At 70.3% G+C, this 19,218-nt stretch carries 22 protein-coding genes; 12 read left to right on the top strand and 10 right to left on the bottom strand.

All coding sequences use genetic code 11. The features are described from left to right. The first annotated feature begins 95 nt into the window (after window positions 1-95). The 5 genes from ACZZ98_RS09695 to ACZZ98_RS09675 are packed head-to-tail and all read left to right on the top strand — an operon-like array spanning window position 96 to window position 3,001. A complete protein-coding gene (locus ACZZ98_RS09695) occupies window positions 96-275 on the top strand; it encodes a hypothetical protein (RefSeq protein ID WP_463516041.1) in 180 nt (59 codons plus the stop codon). A gap of 60 nt (window positions 276-335) precedes the next feature. After that, on the top strand, window positions 336-1,418 hold the full coding sequence (locus ACZZ98_RS09690) for a sigma-70 family RNA polymerase sigma factor (RefSeq protein WP_463516040.1): 1,083 nt from the start codon (window positions 336-338) through the stop codon (window positions 1,416-1,418). 2 nt (window positions 1,419-1,420) lie between these two features. Continuing rightward, window positions 1,421-2,317, top strand: coding sequence for an STAS domain-containing protein (locus ACZZ98_RS09685; RefSeq protein ID WP_463516039.1), 897 nt, complete (start codon window positions 1,421-1,423; stop codon window positions 2,315-2,317). Continuing rightward, on the top strand, window positions 2,314-2,700 hold the full coding sequence (locus ACZZ98_RS09680; protein WP_380086687.1) for an STAS domain-containing protein: 387 nt from the start codon (window positions 2,314-2,316) through the stop codon (window positions 2,698-2,700). Before ACZZ98_RS09685 ends, ACZZ98_RS09680 begins: the two co-directional genes overlap by 4 nt. After that, window positions 2,693-3,001, top strand: coding sequence for a phosphatase RsbU N-terminal domain-containing protein (locus ACZZ98_RS09675; RefSeq protein WP_463516038.1), 309 nt, complete (start codon window positions 2,693-2,695; stop codon window positions 2,999-3,001). The genes ACZZ98_RS09680 and ACZZ98_RS09675 overlap by 8 nt, the downstream gene beginning before the upstream one ends. A gap of 9 nt (window positions 3,002-3,010) precedes the next feature. Here ACZZ98_RS09675 and ACZZ98_RS09670 read toward each other — a convergent pair whose 3' ends face one another. Genes ACZZ98_RS09670 through ACZZ98_RS09660 form a run of 3 tightly spaced genes read right to left on the bottom strand, consistent with a single transcriptional unit; the run spans window position 3,011 to window position 5,994 of the window. Next, on the bottom strand, window positions 3,011-3,823 hold the full coding sequence (locus ACZZ98_RS09670; RefSeq protein ID WP_463516037.1) for a crotonase/enoyl-CoA hydratase family protein: 813 nt from the start codon (window positions 3,821-3,823) through the stop codon (window positions 3,011-3,013). A gap of 21 nt (window positions 3,824-3,844) precedes the next feature. Continuing rightward, window positions 3,845-5,026, bottom strand: coding sequence for an MFS transporter (locus ACZZ98_RS09665; protein ID WP_463516036.1), 1,182 nt, complete (start codon window positions 5,024-5,026; stop codon window positions 3,845-3,847). An 11-nt stretch (window positions 5,027-5,037) separates the two neighbouring features. Beyond that, the gene (locus ACZZ98_RS09660; protein ID WP_463516035.1) at window positions 5,038-5,994 is read right to left on the bottom strand and encodes an ArgP/LysG family DNA-binding transcriptional regulator; all 957 of its coding nucleotides are present in this window, start codon (window positions 5,992-5,994) and stop codon (window positions 5,038-5,040) included. 105 nt (window positions 5,995-6,099) lie between these two features. On the opposite strand from ACZZ98_RS09660, the gene ACZZ98_RS09655 reads away from it, so the two are divergent. Then, window positions 6,100-7,071 carry an NADPH:quinone oxidoreductase family protein gene (locus ACZZ98_RS09655; RefSeq protein ID WP_463516034.1) on the top strand — a complete coding sequence of 324 codons (972 nt, stop codon included), beginning with the start codon at window positions 6,100-6,102 and terminating at the stop codon, window positions 7,069-7,071. Here the strand turns inward: ACZZ98_RS09655 and ACZZ98_RS09650 are convergent. Then, window positions 7,061-8,104: a Y-family DNA polymerase gene (locus tag ACZZ98_RS09650; RefSeq protein ID WP_463516033.1), complete on the bottom strand. Its 1,044-nt coding sequence runs from the start codon at window positions 8,102-8,104 to the stop codon at window positions 7,061-7,063. The two genes, ACZZ98_RS09655 and ACZZ98_RS09650, sit on opposite strands and share 11 nt — an antisense overlap. Window positions 8,105-8,134: 30 nt before the next feature. Next, window positions 8,135-8,734, bottom strand: coding sequence for a response regulator (locus ACZZ98_RS09645; protein ID WP_463517756.1), 600 nt, complete (start codon window positions 8,732-8,734; stop codon window positions 8,135-8,137). A 125-nt stretch (window positions 8,735-8,859) separates the two neighbouring features. Between ACZZ98_RS09645 and ACZZ98_RS09640 the strand changes: the two genes are divergently transcribed. The 3 genes from ACZZ98_RS09640 (at window position 8,860) to ACZZ98_RS09630 (ending at window position 13,097) form a co-directional block, all read left to right on the top strand. Next, window positions 8,860-10,116, top strand: a complete 1,257-nt coding sequence (locus ACZZ98_RS09640; protein WP_463516032.1) for an NAD(P)/FAD-dependent oxidoreductase — start codon at window positions 8,860-8,862, stop codon at window positions 10,114-10,116. 50 nt (window positions 10,117-10,166) lie between these two features. Continuing rightward, complete coding sequence (locus tag ACZZ98_RS09635) at window positions 10,167-12,257, top strand: NAD(+) synthase (protein WP_463516031.1); 2,091 nt, start codon at window positions 10,167-10,169, stop codon at window positions 12,255-12,257. A 78-nt stretch (window positions 12,258-12,335) separates the two neighbouring features. Beyond that, window positions 12,336-13,097 carry a hypothetical protein gene (locus ACZZ98_RS09630; RefSeq protein WP_463516030.1) on the top strand — a complete coding sequence of 254 codons (762 nt, stop codon included), beginning with the start codon at window positions 12,336-12,338 and terminating at the stop codon, window positions 13,095-13,097. A 100-nt stretch (window positions 13,098-13,197) separates the two neighbouring features. Here the strand turns inward: ACZZ98_RS09630 and ACZZ98_RS09625 are convergent, their stop codons facing one another. From ACZZ98_RS09625 to ACZZ98_RS09610, 4 genes are all read right to left on the bottom strand, one after another. Then, window positions 13,198-14,001: an RNA polymerase sigma-70 factor gene (locus ACZZ98_RS09625; protein ID WP_463516029.1), complete on the bottom strand. Its 804-nt coding sequence runs from the start codon at window positions 13,999-14,001 to the stop codon at window positions 13,198-13,200. Next, complete coding sequence (locus tag ACZZ98_RS09620) at window positions 13,998-14,609, bottom strand: carboxymuconolactone decarboxylase family protein (protein ID WP_463516028.1); 612 nt, start codon at window positions 14,607-14,609, stop codon at window positions 13,998-14,000. The genes ACZZ98_RS09625 and ACZZ98_RS09620 overlap by 4 nt, the downstream gene beginning before the upstream one ends. Window positions 14,610-14,726: 117 nt before the next feature. Continuing rightward, window positions 14,727-15,563, bottom strand: a complete 837-nt coding sequence (locus tag ACZZ98_RS09615) for an ABC transporter permease (protein WP_463516027.1) — start codon at window positions 15,561-15,563, stop codon at window positions 14,727-14,729. Further along, the gene (locus tag ACZZ98_RS09610; protein WP_463516026.1) at window positions 15,560-16,459 is read right to left on the bottom strand and encodes an ABC transporter ATP-binding protein; all 900 of its coding nucleotides are present in this window, start codon (window positions 16,457-16,459) and stop codon (window positions 15,560-15,562) included. The genes ACZZ98_RS09615 and ACZZ98_RS09610 overlap by 4 nt, the downstream gene beginning before the upstream one ends. A 182-nt stretch (window positions 16,460-16,641) precedes the next feature. On the opposite strand from ACZZ98_RS09610, the gene ACZZ98_RS09605 reads away from it, so the two are divergent. Beyond that, window positions 16,642-17,850 carry an endonuclease gene (locus tag ACZZ98_RS09605; RefSeq protein ID WP_463516025.1) on the top strand — a complete coding sequence of 403 codons (1,209 nt, stop codon included), beginning with the start codon at window positions 16,642-16,644 and terminating at the stop codon, window positions 17,848-17,850. A gap of 77 nt (window positions 17,851-17,927) precedes the next feature. Here ACZZ98_RS09605 and ACZZ98_RS09600 read toward each other — a convergent pair whose 3' ends face one another. Continuing rightward, entirely contained in the window at window positions 17,928-18,425 is a 498-nt protein-coding gene (locus ACZZ98_RS09600) for a GNAT family N-acetyltransferase (protein WP_463516024.1), read from the bottom strand. 36 nt (window positions 18,426-18,461) lie between these two features. On the opposite strand from ACZZ98_RS09600, the gene ACZZ98_RS09595 reads away from it, so the two are divergent. Continuing rightward, complete coding sequence (locus ACZZ98_RS09595; RefSeq protein ID WP_463516023.1) at window positions 18,462-18,857, top strand: PPOX class F420-dependent oxidoreductase; 396 nt, start codon at window positions 18,462-18,464, stop codon at window positions 18,855-18,857. Next, entirely contained in the window at window positions 18,854-19,216 is a 363-nt protein-coding gene (locus tag ACZZ98_RS09590; RefSeq protein ID WP_463516022.1) for a DUF952 domain-containing protein, read from the top strand. Before ACZZ98_RS09595 ends, ACZZ98_RS09590 begins: the two co-directional genes overlap by 4 nt. The last annotated feature ends 2 nt before the right edge of the window (window positions 19,217-19,218 follow it).

The following is a 19,218-nucleotide window of genomic DNA, read 5'->3' as shown; positions in this document are numbered from 1 at the left end:
CGTCCTGGCGCTCCTCGTCCTTCTCACCCGGATGGAGGCCTGGGCGGAGCGGCCAGCGGCCAGCGTCCGACGACCACCACGAAGGAACCTCTTTGATGACCACGCCACCGATGCCGCACCGCGAGGACGTTCCGCAGGCCCCCCTCCTGCGTGACCCGCCTCCACCACCGGGCTATGTCGAGCCGTTGGCCGGGAGCAGTGCCGAGGACACCTACGGAGACGACCGGCCCCGGCACTCGGAGGAGCGCAGCCACAAGTCCACAGAGCACCGATGAGGCCGGTTCTGCCTGCGCACTGAGGCTGCGGCCGCGGGGATCGCGCGTAGTGTCGGAAACGTGAGTTCGACGCCGGCCCGCGACGAGCCGCAGGACCGGGTGGAGTCGGCGGAGGTTGCCGCTCTCCTCCCCATGCTGCGGCGGATCGTCGCGGCCCGAGTGGGTCTGCATCCGGCAGCCGAGGACATCGTCCAGGAGACCTTGCTCCGGGTGCTCACGGCGGAGGACCGCATCCAGCCCGGCATGCTGGAGCCCTACGCGATCACCACCGTGCGCAACGTCATCGCGACGATGTGGCGCACGAACGACCGGGAAGCCCGCAACCAGCACCGGATGCACGACCCGAGCGAGCCGGATGACGCCGAGGAGCTGCTCGTCGCCTCCGAGGAGCAGTCCGCCATCGCCGAGGCGCTCAACCGCCTGACGGACCGGGAACGCCAGATCCTGCTGGCCCACGAGGTGAGTGGCCAGCCCACGCAGTCGTTGGCCGACGAGACCGGCAGCACGGCCGGCGCCGTCGCCGCCCAGCTCAAGCGCACGCGCGCGCGACTGCGGGTCGAGTACGTCCTGGCCCTCGCCGGCATCGAACCGCCGACCGACCGCTGCCGACCGGTGCTGCTGGCCCTGTCCAGCGCGGACCGTCGCCGCCAGCGCGAGGTCGATGCCGGCCGCCACCTCCTGGAGTGCGGGGTCTGCGCCCGGCTGAGCGTGCCGCTCCTGGGCCGGGGACCGGCGCGGCACGACGTGGTCGACGTGACCATCACCGCCGACCCCGACATCGTCGCCGCGCGACAGGCCGCCCGCGAGCTCGCGGTCCGAGCGGGCTTCACCGGCACCGACCTCACGATGTTGGCCACCGCCGTCTCCGAGGTGGCGCGCAACATCGTCCGGTTCGCCTCCGGCGGCGAGGTGAGCATCGAGATCCTGTCCTCGCCCAGGACCGGCATCCGCGTCGTGGCCCGGGACACCGGGCCCGGCATCCGCGACATCGACCGCGCCCTGCAGGACGGGTTCAGCACCTACAACGGCCTGGGCCTGGGACTGCCGGGCTCCCGAAGACTGATGGACGAGTTCAGCATCGTCTCCGAGCCCGGCCAGGGCACGACGGTGACCATGACCAAATGGATCGAGAAGAAGGGATGAGCATGGATGCTCACAACTCCGAGGAGCCAGCCGTGCTGGAGGACCAACCGGCCTCCGGCGACCTGCTGCTGCCGCAGCTCGTGGCCCACCTGAGGGAACATCGGGCGACGCTTCGCGACGACTGGGCCTCGCGGATCCACGACGCGCACCTGCTGGAGGCCATGACCCCGCAGGAGATGGTTGCCGAGACCACCTCGGTCTATGACAACTACGTCGAGGTGCTCGAGACCGGGAGCGTCGAGGCCCTGCAGCACTACGCCCGAGACCTCTCCGAGCGCATCATCCCGCGTGGGGTGGAGACCCACGAGGTCGTCGGCATCGTGCTGCTCCTGCGCGACGTGCTCGCCCGCTCGCTGTTCGAGAAGTACCAGGGCGACGTCGGACTGCTCAACCGGGTGCTCGACGCCTACGAGCCGGCAGCCAACCGCATCGCGAACACGGTCGCGGTGAGCTTCGTCGACGAGCGCGAGCGCGTCATCCGCCAGCAGCAGGACGCGATCCGGGAGCTGTCGACGCCGGTGCTGCCGGTGCGCGAGCGCCTCCTCATCCTGCCCATCATCGGCGTCCTGGACGGTGAGCGTGCCAAGCAGCTCACCGAGCAGCTCCTGAGCGGGATCCGCACGCATCGTGCCAAGGTCGTGGTCATCGACATCACCGGAGCACCCGAGGTCGACGAGGCAGTGGCCAACCACCTCGTCCAGACCGTCGACGCCTCTCGACTCATGGGAGCCAGCGTCATCATCACCGGGCTCTCCCCCACCATCGCCCAGACCCTGGTCACCATCGGCGTGGACCTGAGCAAGATGAACACCATCGGAGACCTCCAGGGCGGCCTCGAGGAAGCCGAGCGCCTGCTCGGCTTCAAGGTCACCCGCACGGAGGTGACGGACGGCTCGTGAACTCCGGACCGGCTCTCGTCTCCATCCTGCGACAGGGTGACACCCTCGTCGCGTCGGTCCACACTGCCCTGGACGACTCGGAGATGGTCCGGTTCCAGAACGACCTCGTGCGCCAGATCGGTGAGTACCGGGCACGGGGCGTGATCATCGACGTCGCCGCGCTCGACGTGATCGACAGCTTCGCGTCCCGCACCCTGCAGACGATCGCCGACATCGCACGGCTGCGTGGAGCCGTGACGGTCATCGTTGGGATCCAGCCGGACGTCGCCTTCGCCATGGTGCGACTGGGCATGGGGATGGGTGAGGTCACCACGGCCCTGGACCTCGAGGAGGGCATGGCCCACCTCGCGAGGCTTCGCGAGGTGGGGAACGCTCGTGGCTGACCTCGACGACCTGACGCTCGACTATCGGGCGGCCTTCCTGCGCTACCTCCCCCAGCGCAGCGAGGCCGCGTTGACGTTGGGCTACCAGCTCGGGCGGCGGGCCGTCGACGACGGCGTCAGCCTCCTCGACCTCGTCGGCGTCCACCACGTCGTCCTGGCCGAGGTCCTCGAGGACATGACCGGCGCCGGTGTGGTGGCAACGACCCACGCGGCGTCGGACTTCCTCCTGGAGGTGCTGTCGACCTTCGACATGGCGCACCGCAGCCTGAGCCGGTCCCCCGACCTCGAGCAGGGCGCCTGACCGCCAGGCTCAGCCTCTCGGGTCGAGTCCGGCACGAGGCCGGTATGCCGGCGACTCACGTCGCGTGTTCGCGCGGCGGGCCTCGGCGGCGTTGGCGCCCATGAGGAGGCGGGCCTGCTCGAGCCGCTCCCACCTGAAGGTGCGGCGGTCACTGGCCGACCAGGTCCGGTCGAAGAGGCGTTTGGTCGCGGCCACGGAGTCCGGTGAGCGTTCGGCGATGGCGGATGCGAGAGCCAGCGCACCGGCATACGGGTCGACGTCCTCCTGCGTCGCGAGACCGAGGCGCACCGCCTCGGTGCCGGTGACGCTCTCACCGGTCATCGTGAGCCGTTTGGCCACGTCCATGCCGACCTGTTGCGACAGCGCCTTGATGCCGGTCATGTCGGGGATGATCCCCCACCTGGCCTCGAGCACCGACCACGTCGCATCGGGTGCGGTGACCCGGAAGTCGGCCGCGAGCGCGATCTGGAGTCCGCCACCGAGGCAGTGACCGTGCACGGCCGCGATGACCGGCACGGGCAGCCGGCGCCAGGCCCAGCAGGCCTCCTGGAAGACGTTGGTGCCGCGCCACGGCCGGGAGACGAAGGCCCGGGCGACGCGCTTCGGCTCACGGAGGACCGTGCCGAAGTCGAGACCGGCGCAGAACGAGTCACCCTCACCGGAGAGGACCACGGACCGCAGGGTGCGATCGGTGCGCAGCCCCCGGGCGGTCGCGACGAGCTGCTCGAGGGTGTCGAGCGTGAGGGCGTTGAGCTTGTCGGGGCGGTTGAGGGTGACATGGGCGACGCCACTCTCGACGCGGGTGGTGACGAGTTGGCTCATGGCCCGCACTCTAGGCCCGGGTCAGGCGAGGGCGGTCCGGGCGTCGGCGCGGTGCTTGCGCAGGCTGAGGCCGAGGACGCCGGCACCCAGGACGGAGAGGCCGGCGCCCACCCAGCTGGGGGCGGTGTAGCCCCAGCCGTTCGCGATGACGATGCCCCCGAGCCAGGCGCCGAGCGCGTTGGCCGTGTTGAGCGCGGCGTGGTTGCTCGCAGCCGCGAGGGTCTGCGCCTGGCCGGCCACCTGCATGAGCCGCAGCTGGAGGTTGACGACGAGGATTCCCGCCAGCACGGAGGAGAGGAAGTAGAAGAAGATCGCCGTCGGCCACCACTGCGCGGTGAGCGCGAACGCCACGAGGTTGACCCCCATGCCGACGCACCCGATGGTGATCGACCGGAGCACCGACCACTCGGCCAGCCGACCGGCGAGCGGGGTGCCGACCAGACCACCGATGCCGGCCGCAAGGAGGAAGATCGGGACCGCACCGGCGTCGAGGCCGGTGACGTCGGTGACGGTGGGCGCGATGTAGCTCGCCATCGCGAACATGCCGCCGAAGCCGATCGCCCCGACGAGGAGCGTCAACGCCACCTGCGTCGTCGCGAAGCCCTTGAGCTCACGCTTGATCGTGCTCTCGAGGTTGCGCTCGATGTGCGGGACGAAGGCGACGAGCAGCCCGATCGTCACGAGGCCGAGCACCGCCACCAGCCAGTAGGCCGAGCGCCAGCCGAAGTTCTGTCCCAGCCACGTCGCCCCGGGGACACCGGCGACGTTGGCGACCGGTATGCCGAGCATGACCCGGCTGACCGCGCGGCCCGCCTGACCCTTGCGGGCCAGGTCCACGGCGACGAGTGCCGCCACCCCGAAGAAGGCACCGTGCGGCATACCGGAGACGAACCGGGCGACGAGGAGCCAGCCGTAGTCCGGAGCCAGGGCGGTCCCCACGTTGCCGATGACGAACGCGACGGTGAGCCCGATCAGCAGCTCCTTGCGCGGCCACGTCGCCCCCAGCATGGCGAGGAGGGGGGCGCCGACGACGACTCCCGCGGCATACGCGGAGATGCTGTGTCCGGCCGTCGGGATGGAGACGGAGACGCCCTCGGCGATGTTGGGCAGGAGCCCCATGGTGACGAACTCCGTCGTGCCGATGGCGAAGCCGCCGACCACGAGGGCGATGGTGGCAAGGAGCGCATGACGGGGAGGGGGCACGAGGAGTCAATCTACGAGGCGGGGCTCACCGTCCCTCGCGCGTCCCGACGAGCGGACTCGCTGGCCTGGGAGCGGGCTGCGCGAGTCCGTTTCGGGATGGGGCGCAGACCGGCGCGGGCCGCCTGCAGGACCGCGTCGTTGAGTCGCTCGAGGCGGTGGGACGGCACCTTCCACACGTGCCAGTGGAGGACGACGTCGACGAACTCGTCGCAGAGGGTGACGACCCGGCCGTCGGCGAGCTCCGCAGCCACCGTCGTCTCCGGGACGAGCAGCCATCCCATCCCGGCGAGAAGTGCGGACTTCAGCCCCGGGGCAGAGGGCACCTGCGACGCCGGCGAGGAGGCCACCCGCCCCCGAGCCGCGAGGAACTGCTCCTGGACGTGGTCGTGGTCGTCATAGCGCAGCACCGGCATGCCGTCCCAGTCGACCTCACCGTCGGTCCCGCCGTACCGCGCCGTCAGCGCCGGTGACGCGACGGGGAGGTAGCGCATGACCCCGAGGGGGAAGGACCGGCATCCGGGGACCGACTCGGGCGTCGTGCTGACCACGGCAGCGCACTCCCCCTGGCTGAGCAGGGCGAGGGTGCGGTCCTCGTCGAGGATCGAGAACCGCAGCCGGCTGTCGTCCCACGACGCCGCGGCACCGAGGAGGCCCACGAGCCAGGTGTCGAGGGAGTCGGCGTTGACGGCGATGCGCAGGACGAGCGGTGCCTCGCGGGCGACCCCGAGCAGGTCGCGCGAGTCCTCCTCGAGCAGCTCGACCTGACGTGCGAGGCGCACGAGGACGGCACCCGCATCGGTGGCGGTGCACGGATGGACCCGACGGACGACCACCTGGCCCACGCTCGACTCGAGGGCGCGCACCCGCTGGCTGATGGCCGAGGGGCTGACGTGCAGCGCCCGGGCGGCCAGTTCGAAGCTGCCGGTGTCGACGATCGCTGCGAGAGCGCGAACCTGCTCGAGGTTCATGACTCATCTCACCACCGTCAGCAGGTTTCGTGGGGCTGTTGCGAGAACCCGGTCGCTGGGCGGCGGCGAGCCCTCGTGGGGTCCACTCGCTCCTAGGATCGGTGCATGCGCGCAGCCCAGGTGACCCGACTCGACGGACCCGACGCCGTGGAGGTCGTCGACGTCCCCGCCCCCGACGTCCCGGAGGGGCAGGCGCTCATCGACGTCGCGGTTGCCGGCGTGGCCTTCCCCGACGTGCTGCTGACCCGGGGGGAGTACCAGCTGAAGCCGTCGCTGCCCTTCGTCCCGGGCGCCGAGGTCGCGGGTGTCGTGCGCGTCGCACCCGCGGGCAGCGGACTGACGCTGGGCGACCGCGTGGTGGCGTTCCCCGTCCTCGGAGGCTTCGCTGAGCAGGTGGTCTGCGACCCCACCCTCGTCTTCCCGCTGCCGGACGGGGTGACGTTCGACCGGGGCGCCGCGCTCCCGATGAACTACCTCACGTGCCACTTCGCCCTGCGTCACCGTGGTCGTCTCGTCGAGGGCGAGAAGGTCCTCGTGCACGGCGCCGCCGGAGGCGTCGGGACCGCGGCCATCCAGCTCGCCAAGGCGTGGGGGGCGACGGTGTATGCCGTGGTGTCCGACTCCGCGAAGGCGGACGTCGCGCGCGACGCCGGTGCCGACGAGGTCGTGCTCGCCGAGGGCTTCAAGGACGCCGTCGCCGACCTCACGTCGGGCCACGGGGTCGACGTCGTCGTGGACCCAGTCGGTGGCGACCGCTTCACTGACTCGCTCCGCTGCCTGGCTCCGCTGGGCCGGCTCCTCGTCATCGGCTTCGCCGCCGGCTCGATCCCGGAGGTCAAGGTCAACCGGCTGCTGCTGAACAACCTCGACGTCGTCGGGGTCGGCTGGGGCGCCTACTGGACCGGGGCAGGTGGTCCGGGGTTCGTGCGACGGCAGTGGGACGAGCTCGTGCCGCTGCTCGAGTCCGGCCGGCTCGACCCGGTGATCGGGTCGGTGCGCTCCCTCGACGAGATCGGCGCCGCGCTGCGTGACCTCGACGAGCGCCGCGCCACCGGCAAGGTCCTCCTCACGCCCTGACGCCCGGGTCGGCGACCTGAGGGAGAGCGAACGTCACGCCGACCATCGTCACGCCCCGGCCGTCCTCTTCGCATGCCGTCCGCTCCAGCGCCGCGATCGCTGCACCGATGAGAGTGGCCGGGTCCCTCGTGGGCCTGTCGATCGCGCCGGGCACCGTGACTCCATGGTCGTCGTCATAGCGAAGGTGGACGTCGAGGCGGGTGGCCGGTCGCGGGTCGTCCCCGAGCCGCGTCAGCGCGCGAATGACGTTGCCCTGCAAGGCTTCTTGGATGACGGAGCGCTGACGGGTCGGGCGACCCAGCGAGCGCTGGGACGACACCGACCTGCGCGCCGTGGGCAGGCGGATGGTCGCGTCGTCGACGCCGTCGCGGATGGCGACGAGGTTCTTGGCCATGGCCTTGGCCACCCGGCGCTCGACCAGGCTCTCCACCGTCCATCCCGCAAGGTCGGCCACGAGGACGATGCCGGCGGCGTGGAGCCTGGCCGTCGTCATGGGGCCGACACCCCAGAGGTCGGCGACCGGCAGCCGTGGTCGCACCCGGGCCTCGGTCTCGGCATCGACCACGAACAGGCCATCGGGCTTGGCGCGTCGGCTGGCAAGCTTGGCGAAGAGCTTGGCCCGGGCCACCCCGCAGGACAGGGGCAGCCCCAGCTCGCGTCGGGCCCGCTCGCGCAGCCTCGCGGCGATGCGACCGGCCTCCTCGACCGAACCACCGTCGAGGGCGGACACGTCGAGGAAGGCCTCCTCCATCGATCCCGGCTCGACCAGTGACGTCACCTCACGAAAGAGCGCCATGAGGTCGGCGCTCGCAGACTCGTAGGCCTCGCTCCGGAACTCGGCCACGAGCAGCTCGGGCCAGCGACGCACGGCCTGGAACAGCGGCATACCGGCATGGACGCCGAGCGCTCGCGCCTCATAGCTCGCGCAGGCGACCACCTGCGGACCGACGACCATCGGTCGCCCACGCAGGTGTGGGTGGTCGCGTTGCTCGACCGAGGCGAAGAACGCGTCGGCGTCGGCATGGATGAGCATGCGGTCCACGCTCCCACCCCGTCCTGACACTCACACCCGGCGGAACAGGTTCCTCCGGTTGTCCACCCCGAGCTTGCGCAGGATGCTGCGCACGTGGGTCTTCACCGTCGAGACCTCGATGGTGAGGCGAGCCGCCATGTCGGGGTTGGTCAGGCCCTCGATCATCAGGTGCAGGATCTCGTTCTCCCGCTCGGTCAGCGGCTCGGCCGGCGCGAACCGTCGAGCCTCGACCCACGAAGCCTGGCCGGCTTCCATCACCAACGCCCGCGGACCGACGCGCACCTGACGCAACGCCGCGATGAAGGCGTCGTCGGGAGCCGTCTTGCTCACGAGTGCGTCGGCACCGGCCAGCCTGGCGATCTGGACGTCGATCTGGCGGGTGAAGGACGTGAACACCACGACCCGGGCGTCGCACACGGTCTTGATCGACCGACAGAGCTCGATCCCGCTGTGGGCGCCACCGAGCCTCACCGGCAGGACGACCACGTCAGGCCGCAGGCGCGCTGCCGCGTCGAGCGCCTGCGATGCGCTGGTGGCCTCGCCCACGACCTCGAACTCGGCGTGCTCGGCCGTGAGGGTTCGCAGCCCCCGCAGGACGACCGGGTGGTCCTCGACCAGCAGCACCTTCATGACGTCCAAGCCGGTCCTTCCTCGGTGGCCACGCGTGCGGACTCCAGTGCCGCCTCGTCGGGCCTACTGAAGATCCTCCCTCAGGGATGAGGTGGAGCAGGTGCCTCAGTTCCTACGGTCGAGGTATGACGAGACAGCTCGACGTGACCCGACAGGGCAGCTTCGACTTTGCCGTGATCGGCGCCGGCGTCATCGGCGCCAGCATTGCTCGAGAGCTGGCCCGCCGCGGGGCCAGCGTCGTCGTGCTCGACAGGGCCAGCGGAGTGGGAGGCGGCTGTTCCTACGCCAACGCGGGCATCCTGGCCCCTGACCACGTGTCGCCCCTGGCGACTCCCGCACTCCTGCGCGAGGCCCCGCTGCAGATGATGCGACGCCCACCCGCGGTGCGGGTGCGGCCCACCCGCGGGTTGGTGCCCTGGCTGGGCGAGCTGGCTGCGTCGGCCACCCCGACTCGCGCAAGGGTCGCCCAGGCCAGGCTGCGGCAGCTGGCGAACCAGAGCACCGACCTCCACCGCGAGCTCGGCGCCCAGGGCCTCAACCCGACGTTGCGCAAGACAGGTGCCCTCGACGTCTACCTGCGTCCGCCGCGCGCCCGGGTCGCGGGACTGCTCCCGCCCACCGAGGTGCGTGCGCTGGAGCCGGGACTGGCGCCCGTTGCCGGCGGCCTGCACCACACCGAGGAATGGGTCGTCGAGAGCCGCAGCGATGTGCGCGCGATGCTCGACGACGCCGTAGAGCACGGCGCTGAGGTGCTCTTCGGCGCCACGGTGCTGCAACAGCTGCTCAGTGGTGGGCGAATTGCGGCTCTGGACACCACGATCGGCAGGATCCGGGTGGGTCACGTCGTGCTCGCCTCGGGCGTCGAGTCGGGAGTCCTGGCGGACCAGGTGGGCCTGCGGCTGCCGCTGCGAGGAGGTCGCGGCTACGTCGTGGACGTGGCGGCGCCTGACGGAGCCCTCACGCGGCCGGTGCGACTCAAGGAGCATCGAGTGGTCATCACACCTCTCCCGGACCGGGTCCGCGTGGCCGGGTCCATCGAGTTCGGTGACGAGGCGCGCTTCGCGGACCTGGGGCGTGCGGACGCGTTGCTCGAGGTCGCGGCACGAGCCGTGCCAGGGCTGCGGGGCCGCCCCGTGATCGACCGGTGGGCAGGCGAGCGGCCGTGCACACCGGACGGCGTACCCGTCATCGGGCCCACCCGCGCCGTGCAGAACCTCTCGGTGGCCACGGGTCACGGCATGTGGGGTCTCATCCTGGCTCCGGTGACAGCCGGACTCATCGCCGGCCAGACCATCGACCACCGCGAGGACCCGGACCTGGCGTGGCTGAGCCCCGACCGCTTCGCGCGACGTGGCGCCGTCCTGAGCAGATCCATCGCCTGAGGGGAGCGCACCTGGCGGGCCCGAGTCACTGCACCTGACAGACTTGGCCCATGGACTTCCGCAACGCCTACGCGCACGGATTCGCCCGCGTGGCCGCCTGCACGCTGCCCGTGACGATGGCCGACCCCGCCAAGAACGCGGAGGCCACCATCGAGCAGGTCCGCACCCTCCACGAGGACGGCGTGGCCGTCGCGCTCTTCCCCGAGCTGGGCCTGTCCGGCTATGCCATCGACGACCTCTTCATGCAGGACGTCCTGCTCGAGGAGGTCGACCGCGCGATCGTCACCATCGCCGAGGCCAGCGCAGACCTGCGACCCTTGATCGTGGTGGGCGCGCCGCTGCTCATCGGCAACCGGCTCTACAACTGCGCGGTCGTCATCCAGGGCGGCGAGGTCATCGGGGTCGCACCGAAGTCCTTCCTCCCCAACTACCGCGAGTTCTACGAGAAGCGCTGGTTCGCCGCCGGTGACGACGCCATCGACACCCTCATCAACCGTCCGCACTGGCCGGGTGCCGACGAGGACGGCGACATCGCCTACGGCACCGACCTGCTCTTCGAGGCGACCGACGTCCCCGGCCTGACCGTCCACGTGGAGATCTGCGAGGACCTGTGGGTGCCGGTGCCGCCGAGCCACCGCGCCGCGCTCGCCGGGGCGACCGTGCTCCTCAACCTCAGTGCCTCCCCCATCACCGTCGGTCGCGCCGACGAGCGACACCTGCTCGCGCGCTCCGCGAGCGCACGCTGCAACGCGGCATACCTGTATGCCGCCGCGTCCGAGGGTGAGTCGACCACCGACCTGTCGTGGGACGGCATGACGATGGTCTACGAGCAGGGCGACCTCCTCGGCGAGACCGAGCGCTTCCCGAGCGGACCGCAGGCGACCGTCGTCGACGTCGACCTCGACCTGCTGCGGCAGGAGCGCATCCGGCAGGGCAGCTTCGACGACAACCGCAGGGTCGAGGGCATCGGCGAGCCGGGTGGCGAGTCGTTCCGCGTCATCGCGTTCGAGCTCGAGCCGCCCACCGGTGACATCGGGCTGCGTCGCAAGCTCGACCGCTTCCCGTTCGTCCCCGACGACCCCGAGCGCCTGGCCCTGGACTGCTACGAGGCCTACAACATTCAGGTGTCCGGGCTCGAGCAGCGCCTGCGTGCCATCGGCCAGCCGAAGATCGTCATCGGCGTCAGTGGCGGCCTCGACAGCACCCACGCGCTCATCGTCGCCGCCAAGGCGCTCGACCGGCTCGGCCGGCCCCGCACCGACATCATCGGCTTCACGATGCCGGGGTTCGCGACGAGCGAAGGCACCAGGAGCAACGCCGTCCACCTCATGGAGTCGCTCGGCATCACCTACGAGACGCTCGACATCCGCCCCGCCGCGAAGCAGATGCTCACCGACCTCGGCCACCCCTTCGGCAGGGGTGAGGAGGTCTATGACGTCACCTTCGAGAACGTCCAGGCCGGCCTGCGCACCGACTACCTCTTCCGCGCCGCGAACCAGCGCGGCGGCATCGTCCTCGGCACCGGCGACCTCTCGGAGCTCGCGCTCGGCTGGTGCACCTACGGCGTCGGTGACCAGATGAGCCACTACGGCGTCAACACCGGCGTCCCCAAGACGCTCATGCAGCACCTCATCCGATGGGTGGTCTCGTCCGGGCAGTTCGAGGGCGAGGGCAGCGGCGGCGAGACCGTGAACCGGACCCTCTCCGAGATCCTCGAGCAGGAGATCAGCCCCGAGCTGGTCCCCACCAAGGAGGGCGAGCGGATCCAGTCCACCGAGGACTCCGTCGGGCCCTACGCCCTGCAGGACTTCACGCTCTACCACGTCCTGCGCTGGGGCTACCGGCCCAGCAAGATCGCCTTCCTCGCCGAGCGCGCCTGGTCCGACGCGGCCAACGGGGACTGGCCGGCGGGATATCCCGAAGGTGAGCGGCCGGCATACGACCTCGCGACGATCCGGCACTGGCTGGAGGTCTTCGTCAAGCGCTACTTCGCCAACCAGTTCAAGCGCAGCGCGCTCCCCAACGGGCCCAAGGTCGTCGGCGGCGGCACGATGTCGCCTCGTGGCGACTGGCGTATGCCGTCCGACGTCTCGTCCGCGGCCTGGCTCGCCGAGATCGAGCGCAATGTTCCTCGTAGCTGAGCGAGCCCTGGTCGCCGTGCGTTAGTCTCGCTCATCGCTCGCTGGATTCAGCGCGGCCTGAACTGGGGAGACTGCATCGTGAACATCGTCCTGCGCCGCTGCCTACCCGTGGTGGCGGCATCCACACTCTGCGTCTCGCTCACGGCCTGCGGAGGGGACTCGGGTACGGACACGGCCACCGAGAGCAAGCCGTCCACCTCTGTCTCCGCTTCCGCCAAGCCGACCCTGGCCAAGGCTCCGGCTGCCGGCGCCCTCTACAAGCAGGTGCGCGACGCGGCGCTGTCGGCCAAGAGCGCCCACGTCAAGGGGAGCTTCACCGAGGACGGTGAGAAGACCTCGATCGACCTCAGTGGCGCGACAGACGGCACGAACCAGCAGGCCAGCTTCACGGTCGGCTCGGACGGCACCGCGACCGTCCGCACGGTGGGCGGCAAGCACTGGATCAAGGGCGACAAGCAGTTCTGGACCAAGAGCACCGGGGACGCCGCCGCAGCCGCAGCCATCGGAGCCAAGTGGCTCGAGCTGCCGCCCGAGGAGGCCAAGGACATGGCCGACACGACGTTGGGCTCACTGCTCGAGGACATGTTCGAGGACTCGTCCCTCGGCAAGCTCGAGGCGGTCATGACCTCGGTCAAGGAGAGCACGCAGGGCGGCACGAAGGTCTATGTCGTGACCGACAAGGTCGCCGACAACGGCTCACTGGTCACCTCGGCCGACGGCAAGAACCGGCTCCTCAAGATGACCGGCCCCAAGGACCTGCCCGGCGAGCTCGTCTTCACCGAGTGGGACTCCGTCGCACCCTTCGCGGCACCTCCGGCCGCTGAGATCTTCAAGCGCTGACCACCCGCCTCAGCGGCTCACGTCGGTCTCGGCGCCGATGCGCGACAGCTTTTCGGGGTTGCGGACGGCATAGACGCCGGTGATGAGCCCGTCCGCGACCTCAACCGTGAGGATGCTGTCGAGCTTCTCCCTCGAGGTGGACGACGATGGCCGGGCGGCCGTTGATGTCGACCGGCTCGAACGTGACGGCCCCGAACTTGCCGAAGCCACCCAGGAGCAGGCGCGACACCTTGTCGACGCCGACGACCGGGTGGGCCAGCGCCTGCTTGATGCCGCCACCGTCGCCGAGCATGACCACGTCGGGGGCGAGGACGTCGACGAGGGCCTGCAGGTCGCCCGTGGTGACGGCACGCTGGAACGCCTCGAACGCTCCCCGCGCCTGGTCCGCGGTGACCCGACCACGAGGCCGCCGGGCGGCGACGTGGGAGCGTGCCCGGTGGGCGATCTGGCGCACCGCCTCAGGCGTCTTCTCGACCGCCTCGGCCAGCTCGTCGTAGTCCAGCGCGAAGACCTCGCGCAGCACGAAGACGACCCGCTCGGTCGGGGCGAGCGTCTCGAGGACGAGCAGCATGGCCATCGACAGGCTGTCGGCGAGCTCCACGTCCTCGGCCACGTCATGGGTCGTGACGAGCGGTTCGGGCAGCCATGGTCCGACGTAGTCCTCCCGTCGCCGGGACACCGTCCGGAGCCGGTCGAGCGCGGTCCGGCTCACGACCCGCACGAGGTAGGACCGCGGGTCCTGGACCTCTCCCTGGTCGACCTTGTCCCACTTGAGCCAGGCGTCCTGGACGACGTCCTCGGCATCGGCGGCCGAGCCGAGCATCTCGTAGGCCACCGTGAAGAGCAGGCTGCGGTGCGTGCTGAACGCGTCACCGGCGTCGGCGATCGTGACGTCTGCGTTCATGCCACCGAGGTTACGTTCGCCGCGCCGGCCGAGGGCACGGAGAGCGGCGCGAGTCCGCATGCGTCGGCGAACTCCTCGGAGTGGATGCCCATGGCGACGTTGCCCCGTGCGGTGGCGTTCATGAACCCCACCCGGGCGGTGAGCTCGACGAGGCCGGCCGGGCCGAGGTCCTCGAGGAGGGCCGCGGCCAGCTCGTCGGTGACCGCCACGGGCGTCCGGGACATCGCCTCGGCGTACTCCATGGCTCGCCGCTCGACCGGACTGAACACCGTGGACTCGCGCCAGCGTGGGACCTCTCGCGCCTTGGTCTCGTCGAGCCCCTTGTGGTGCGACAGGAAGTAGTGGAAGTCGAGGCACCAGCTGCACCCGATGTATGCCGCCGTGGCCATCGCGGCATACGCCACGACGTCCTTGTCGAGCTCGTCCCACTTCTCGACCTTCCGCCCGTAGCCCATCGACGCCTTGAGCACGTCCTGGTGGTGCCACATGACGCCCATGGACTCGGGCACCTTGCCGAACATGCGGCGGGACATCACCTTGACGACCGCGCCGAAGAGGCCGTCGACCTCCGCGGTGGGGATCCTCGCGCTCCTGGCGGTCGTGCTCATGTCCATCTCCTTCGTATCTTCGATGCGGTTGAGGGTCCGCTCTCCGGCCCTCGACATGAAGACGCCGCCCGGCCGGGTTCTGTGACAACCCGACCGAGCGGCATGGACGTTGCGGTGCTACTTCACCTCGGAGCGACGGACCAGGAACAGGCCGATGGCGAGCGGGATGACCAGCCAGAACAGTCCGGTGACCGCCAGCTGTGCCCACTGCGTGCCGGTCAGGTCGCCCTCGAAGAGGGCGCCCTGGGCGAAGTTGAAGTCCACCCACGGCTGCAGGTCCCGGAACCACGCCTGGCTCGAGGCCAGCAGCATGGTCAGCGGGGTGAGGACGAAGTTGTAGACGAAGTAGCCCACGATGGCGCCCGGTGAGTTGCGGATGAGGACGCCGAGCATGAAGCCGATGAGCATGCTGAGCACGGTGGCGAGGGTGATCGTGAGCATCTGCGAGAGCGAGAGGTCCCAGACCGGGTCGATGCCCGCGATGGCTGCTCCGAGGAGGTTGCCCAGGGCACCCACGGTCAGCGCCACGCCCATGGCGGCCACTCCGACCGCGACCGCCACCACCAGCTTCGCCGTGATGACCCGGCCGCGGTGCGGCACCAGCGTGAAGGTCGTGAGGCCGCTTCGCTGGCTCCACTCACTCGTCACCGAGAGGGTCGCGATGATCGGGAGGATGATCACCATCGGGAAGCCGACAGCGGCGCCGAAGTTGTCATAGGTCAGGTCGGCGTCCCCGCCGAAGAGCATGACGGACCCCGTCGCCAGGACCGCGAGGATGCCGATGCTGCACATCAGCCACATCCCCGAGCGGGTGTTGAACATCTTGCGCAGCTCGACCTTGAGCAGTCGGCCGGTGGGGATCGCGGCGGGCACCGAGCGGCGTTGCGCTGCAGCGGGACTGACTCCGTCTGCCGACGCGGGGATTGTGTTGGTGGTGGCGGTCGTGGCAGTCATGCTGCTACTCCTTCTCGCTGCGTGTCGGCGGTGAGCTCGAGGAACATCTCCTCGAGTCCCGCGCCGTCGGCGGACTTGAGCTCGGTGAGGGCGCACCCGGCGTCGCGGGCGATCTGGCCGACCAGCGTCGGGTCGGCCGTGGTGCGGAGGGCTCCGTCGTCGGAGGTGGTGAACTCCACCCCGCCGCGGGTGAGGGCCTCGGTCAGCGCGGTGCGATCGGGCGTGCGCACCACCGTTCCGGCCGCGGCGAGGAGCTCGTCCTGGGTGCCCTGGGCGACGATGCGGCCGTTGCCGATGACGACGATGTCGTCGGCGATGACCTCGATCTCGTGCAGCAGGTGCGAGGAGAGCAGCACGGTGCCCCCGGCGTTCGCGTAGCCACGCAGGAGGTCGCGCATCCACCGGATGCCCGCCGGGTCGAGGCCGTTGGCCGGCTCGTCGAGGATGAGCACGTGGGGGTCACCGATGAGGGCGGTGGCGATGCCCAGTCGCTGGCGCATGCCGAGCGAGTAGTTGCGCACGCGCCGGCCGGCCTCGGTCGGGGTGAGGCTCACGCGCTGGAGCATCTGGTCGACGCGCGACGCGGGCAGGCCCATCGTCATGGCGGCGACTGTGAGGATCTCGCGTCCCGTCCGACCGGCGTGCTGGGCCGAGGCGTCCAGCAGGACGCCGACCTCGAGGCCGGGGTTGGGCAGGTCGACGAAGCGCTTGCCCTCGATGGTGGCCGACCCGCTCGTGGGCGGGGTGAGCCCGACCATCACGCGCATCGTGGTGGACTTCCCGGCGCCGTTGGGGCCGAGGAAGCCGGTGACCCGACCCGGGCGGGCGGTGAAGGAGACGTTGTCGACGGCGACGTGGTCGCCGTACTTCCTGGTGAGTGACTCGACGGTGATCATGAAGGCAACCCTCGCGCCCAGGCAGTTCTCTCCACATCGGGGTGAGGACCCGACCGACCCCTTGGCTCACCCTGAGACGGCTCAGGGTCGCCACCCCGAACCGGGCTCCTTTGCCGAACCCTTGCAGAACCCTCACCCGGGCTTTGCCCCATGCCGCGTATGCCGCGTGCAGGCTGAGCGGCATGCCCACCACCGCGCCGCTCGCGCCCCCTGCGTCTCCTCGCCCGTCGCGTGTCACCGCCCTTGTCGCGCTGGTGGTGCTCGCTCTCGTCAGCGCCCTGACGCTCACCGCGGTGACCGCCCGCACGGCCACTGCCGCCACGCCACTGACCGTGACGCAGGCGATCGCCACCCAGAACGGGACGTCCCAGACCGTCCGCGGCTACGTCGTGGGCGAACCGGTGGCGACGACGACGGTCAACCGCAGCGGCTTCAGCGGCGACCTGGCCATCGCCCTCGCCGACACTGCGGCGCAGACCGACACGAGCAAGATGGTCTATGTCCAGCTGACGACGCAGTGGCGCAGCGCCTGGGGTCTGAGGACGAACCCGTCCCTGATGGGCAGGCTCGTCGACGTCACCGGACCGCTCACGGCCTACTTCTCGCACGCCGGGCTCAAGTCCCCGACCGCGATCGCCTCTGTCGGGACGACCCCGACGCCCACGGGCACGCCGACCCCGACCCCTACTCCCACCGGCGGCGGCACGGACACCTACTACGCCGATGCCCTGGGCAAGTCGGGCTCGGCCCTGCGGACGTCGCTGCACAGCATCATCAAGAACCAGAGCGTCCTGACCTACGACCAGGTCTGGACCGCACTCAAGGACACCGACCAGGACCCTGCCAACACCGCCAACGTCATCGAGATCTACTCAGGTCGCTCGATCGCGAAGTCCGACAACGGTGGTGGCGTGGACCAGTGGAACCGCGAGCACGTGTGGCCCCAGAGCCACGGCAGCATCGGGACGACCCCCGGCCCAGGCACCGACGTCCACCACCTCCGCCCCGAGGACGTCACCGTGAACTCCGACCGCGGCAACCTCGACTTCGACAACGGCGGCACCGCCGTTAACCAGTGCTCCGACTGCTGGCGCGACGGCGACTCGTTCGAGCCGCGCGACTCCGTCAAGGGTGACGTCGCCCGGATGATCCTCTACATGGCGATCCGCTACGAGGGCGGCGACGGCTTCGCCAACCTCGAGCCCAACAACATCGCGGGCAATGGCTCCTCGCCCTACGTCGGCAAGCTCACGACGCTCAAGGCCTGGAGCGCGGCCGACCCGCCCTCGACCTTCGAGAAGCGGCGCAACGACCGCATCCACGCCCAGTGGCAGGGCAACCGCAACCCGTTCATCGACCACCCGGAATGGGTCACCTCGATCTGGCCGTGACCGGACCACCACGCACAAGGTATGCCGGCCGCTCACGACGAGCGGCCGGCATACCGCGTCCTGTCGTCGTCCTGTCGTCAGCCGACGGTGTCGTGGGCGCCGCTGCCGAGGGCGGCGAGCGCGTCACCGGACAACCGGAAGTCGGTCCACTCGTCCTGCGGCACGGCGCCGAGGCTGCGATAGAACCCGATGCTCGGCTCGTTCCAGTTGAGGACCCACCACTCGAGGCGTTGGTAGCCGCGCTCGACGCAGGTGCGCGCGAGCGTCGCGAGGAGCTCGCGGCCGATGCCGCTGCCGCGCTGCTCCGGCTGGACGAAGAGGTCTTCGAGCCAGATGCCGTTGACCCCCGTCCAGGTCGAGAAGGTGACGAACCAGACCGCCATCCCGACGACCTCGCCGTCGACGTCCGCCACGTGCGCGAACGTCGTCGGGGCGCCGGTCTCTGGGAAGAGCGCGGCGCGGAAGTGCTCCTCGGTCGCCTGGACGGCGTCCGGCTCCTTCTCGTAGGCCGCGAGGTCGCGGACGAGCTGGAGGATGGCCGGGACGTCGTCGGGTGTCGCCTCGCGGATCGTCATGAGCGAGAGCGTATGCCGCGGCGTAGGTTGGGATCCATGGCGACTGTTCCCGACGAATTCGTCCACCTCCTCACCGACCCCAACTACGGGCACCTGGCGACGGTGCGGCCCGACGGCACACCGCAGGTCAACCCCATGTGGTTCCTCTTCGACGCCGAGAGCAACACGATCCGGTTCACGCACACCACGAAGCGGGCCAAGTTCCGCAACCTGCAGCAGAACCCGGCGATGGCGATGGAGGTCATCGACCCACACGACGCCTACCGCTTCGTCGAGCTGCGCGGGCGTCTCGTCGAGGTCGTCCCCGATCCCGAGGGCGCGTTCTATCCGGTGCTGGGCGCGCGCTACGGCAACCCCGAGACGCCGGTCCCTCCCGACAAGGCCGACCGGGTCGTCCTCGTCATGTCGATCGACAAGGTCACCCAGAAGTGACCGCACCGACCACGACCCCCCGCGGTGCCATCCTTCACCTCACCAGCCCACAGACGTGGGCGCAGGCCGTGGCGGACGGCACCTTCACGGAGTCGACGTTGGGTCGCAGCCTCGAGGACGAGGGCTTCATCCACTGTTGCGACCCCGAACAGCTCGACTTCGTCCTGACGACGTTCTATGCCGACGTCCCGCACGACCTCCTGCTGCTCACCATCGACCCAGAGCTGCTCGAGTCGCCGTTGGTGCGCGAGGTGGGCAACCCCGAGACGGGTGAGGAGTTCCCGCACGTCCACGGGCCGCTCAACCCGTCGGCGGTGGTCGACACGACGGTCCTCTCGCCCCCGCACGCCCGTCCCTGACG

This window comes from Knoellia sp. AC549 (genome assembly GCF_979258975.1).
The sequence above is the reverse complement of the archived record's forward strand: the minus strand, read 5'-3'. Positions and strand labels throughout refer to the sequence as shown.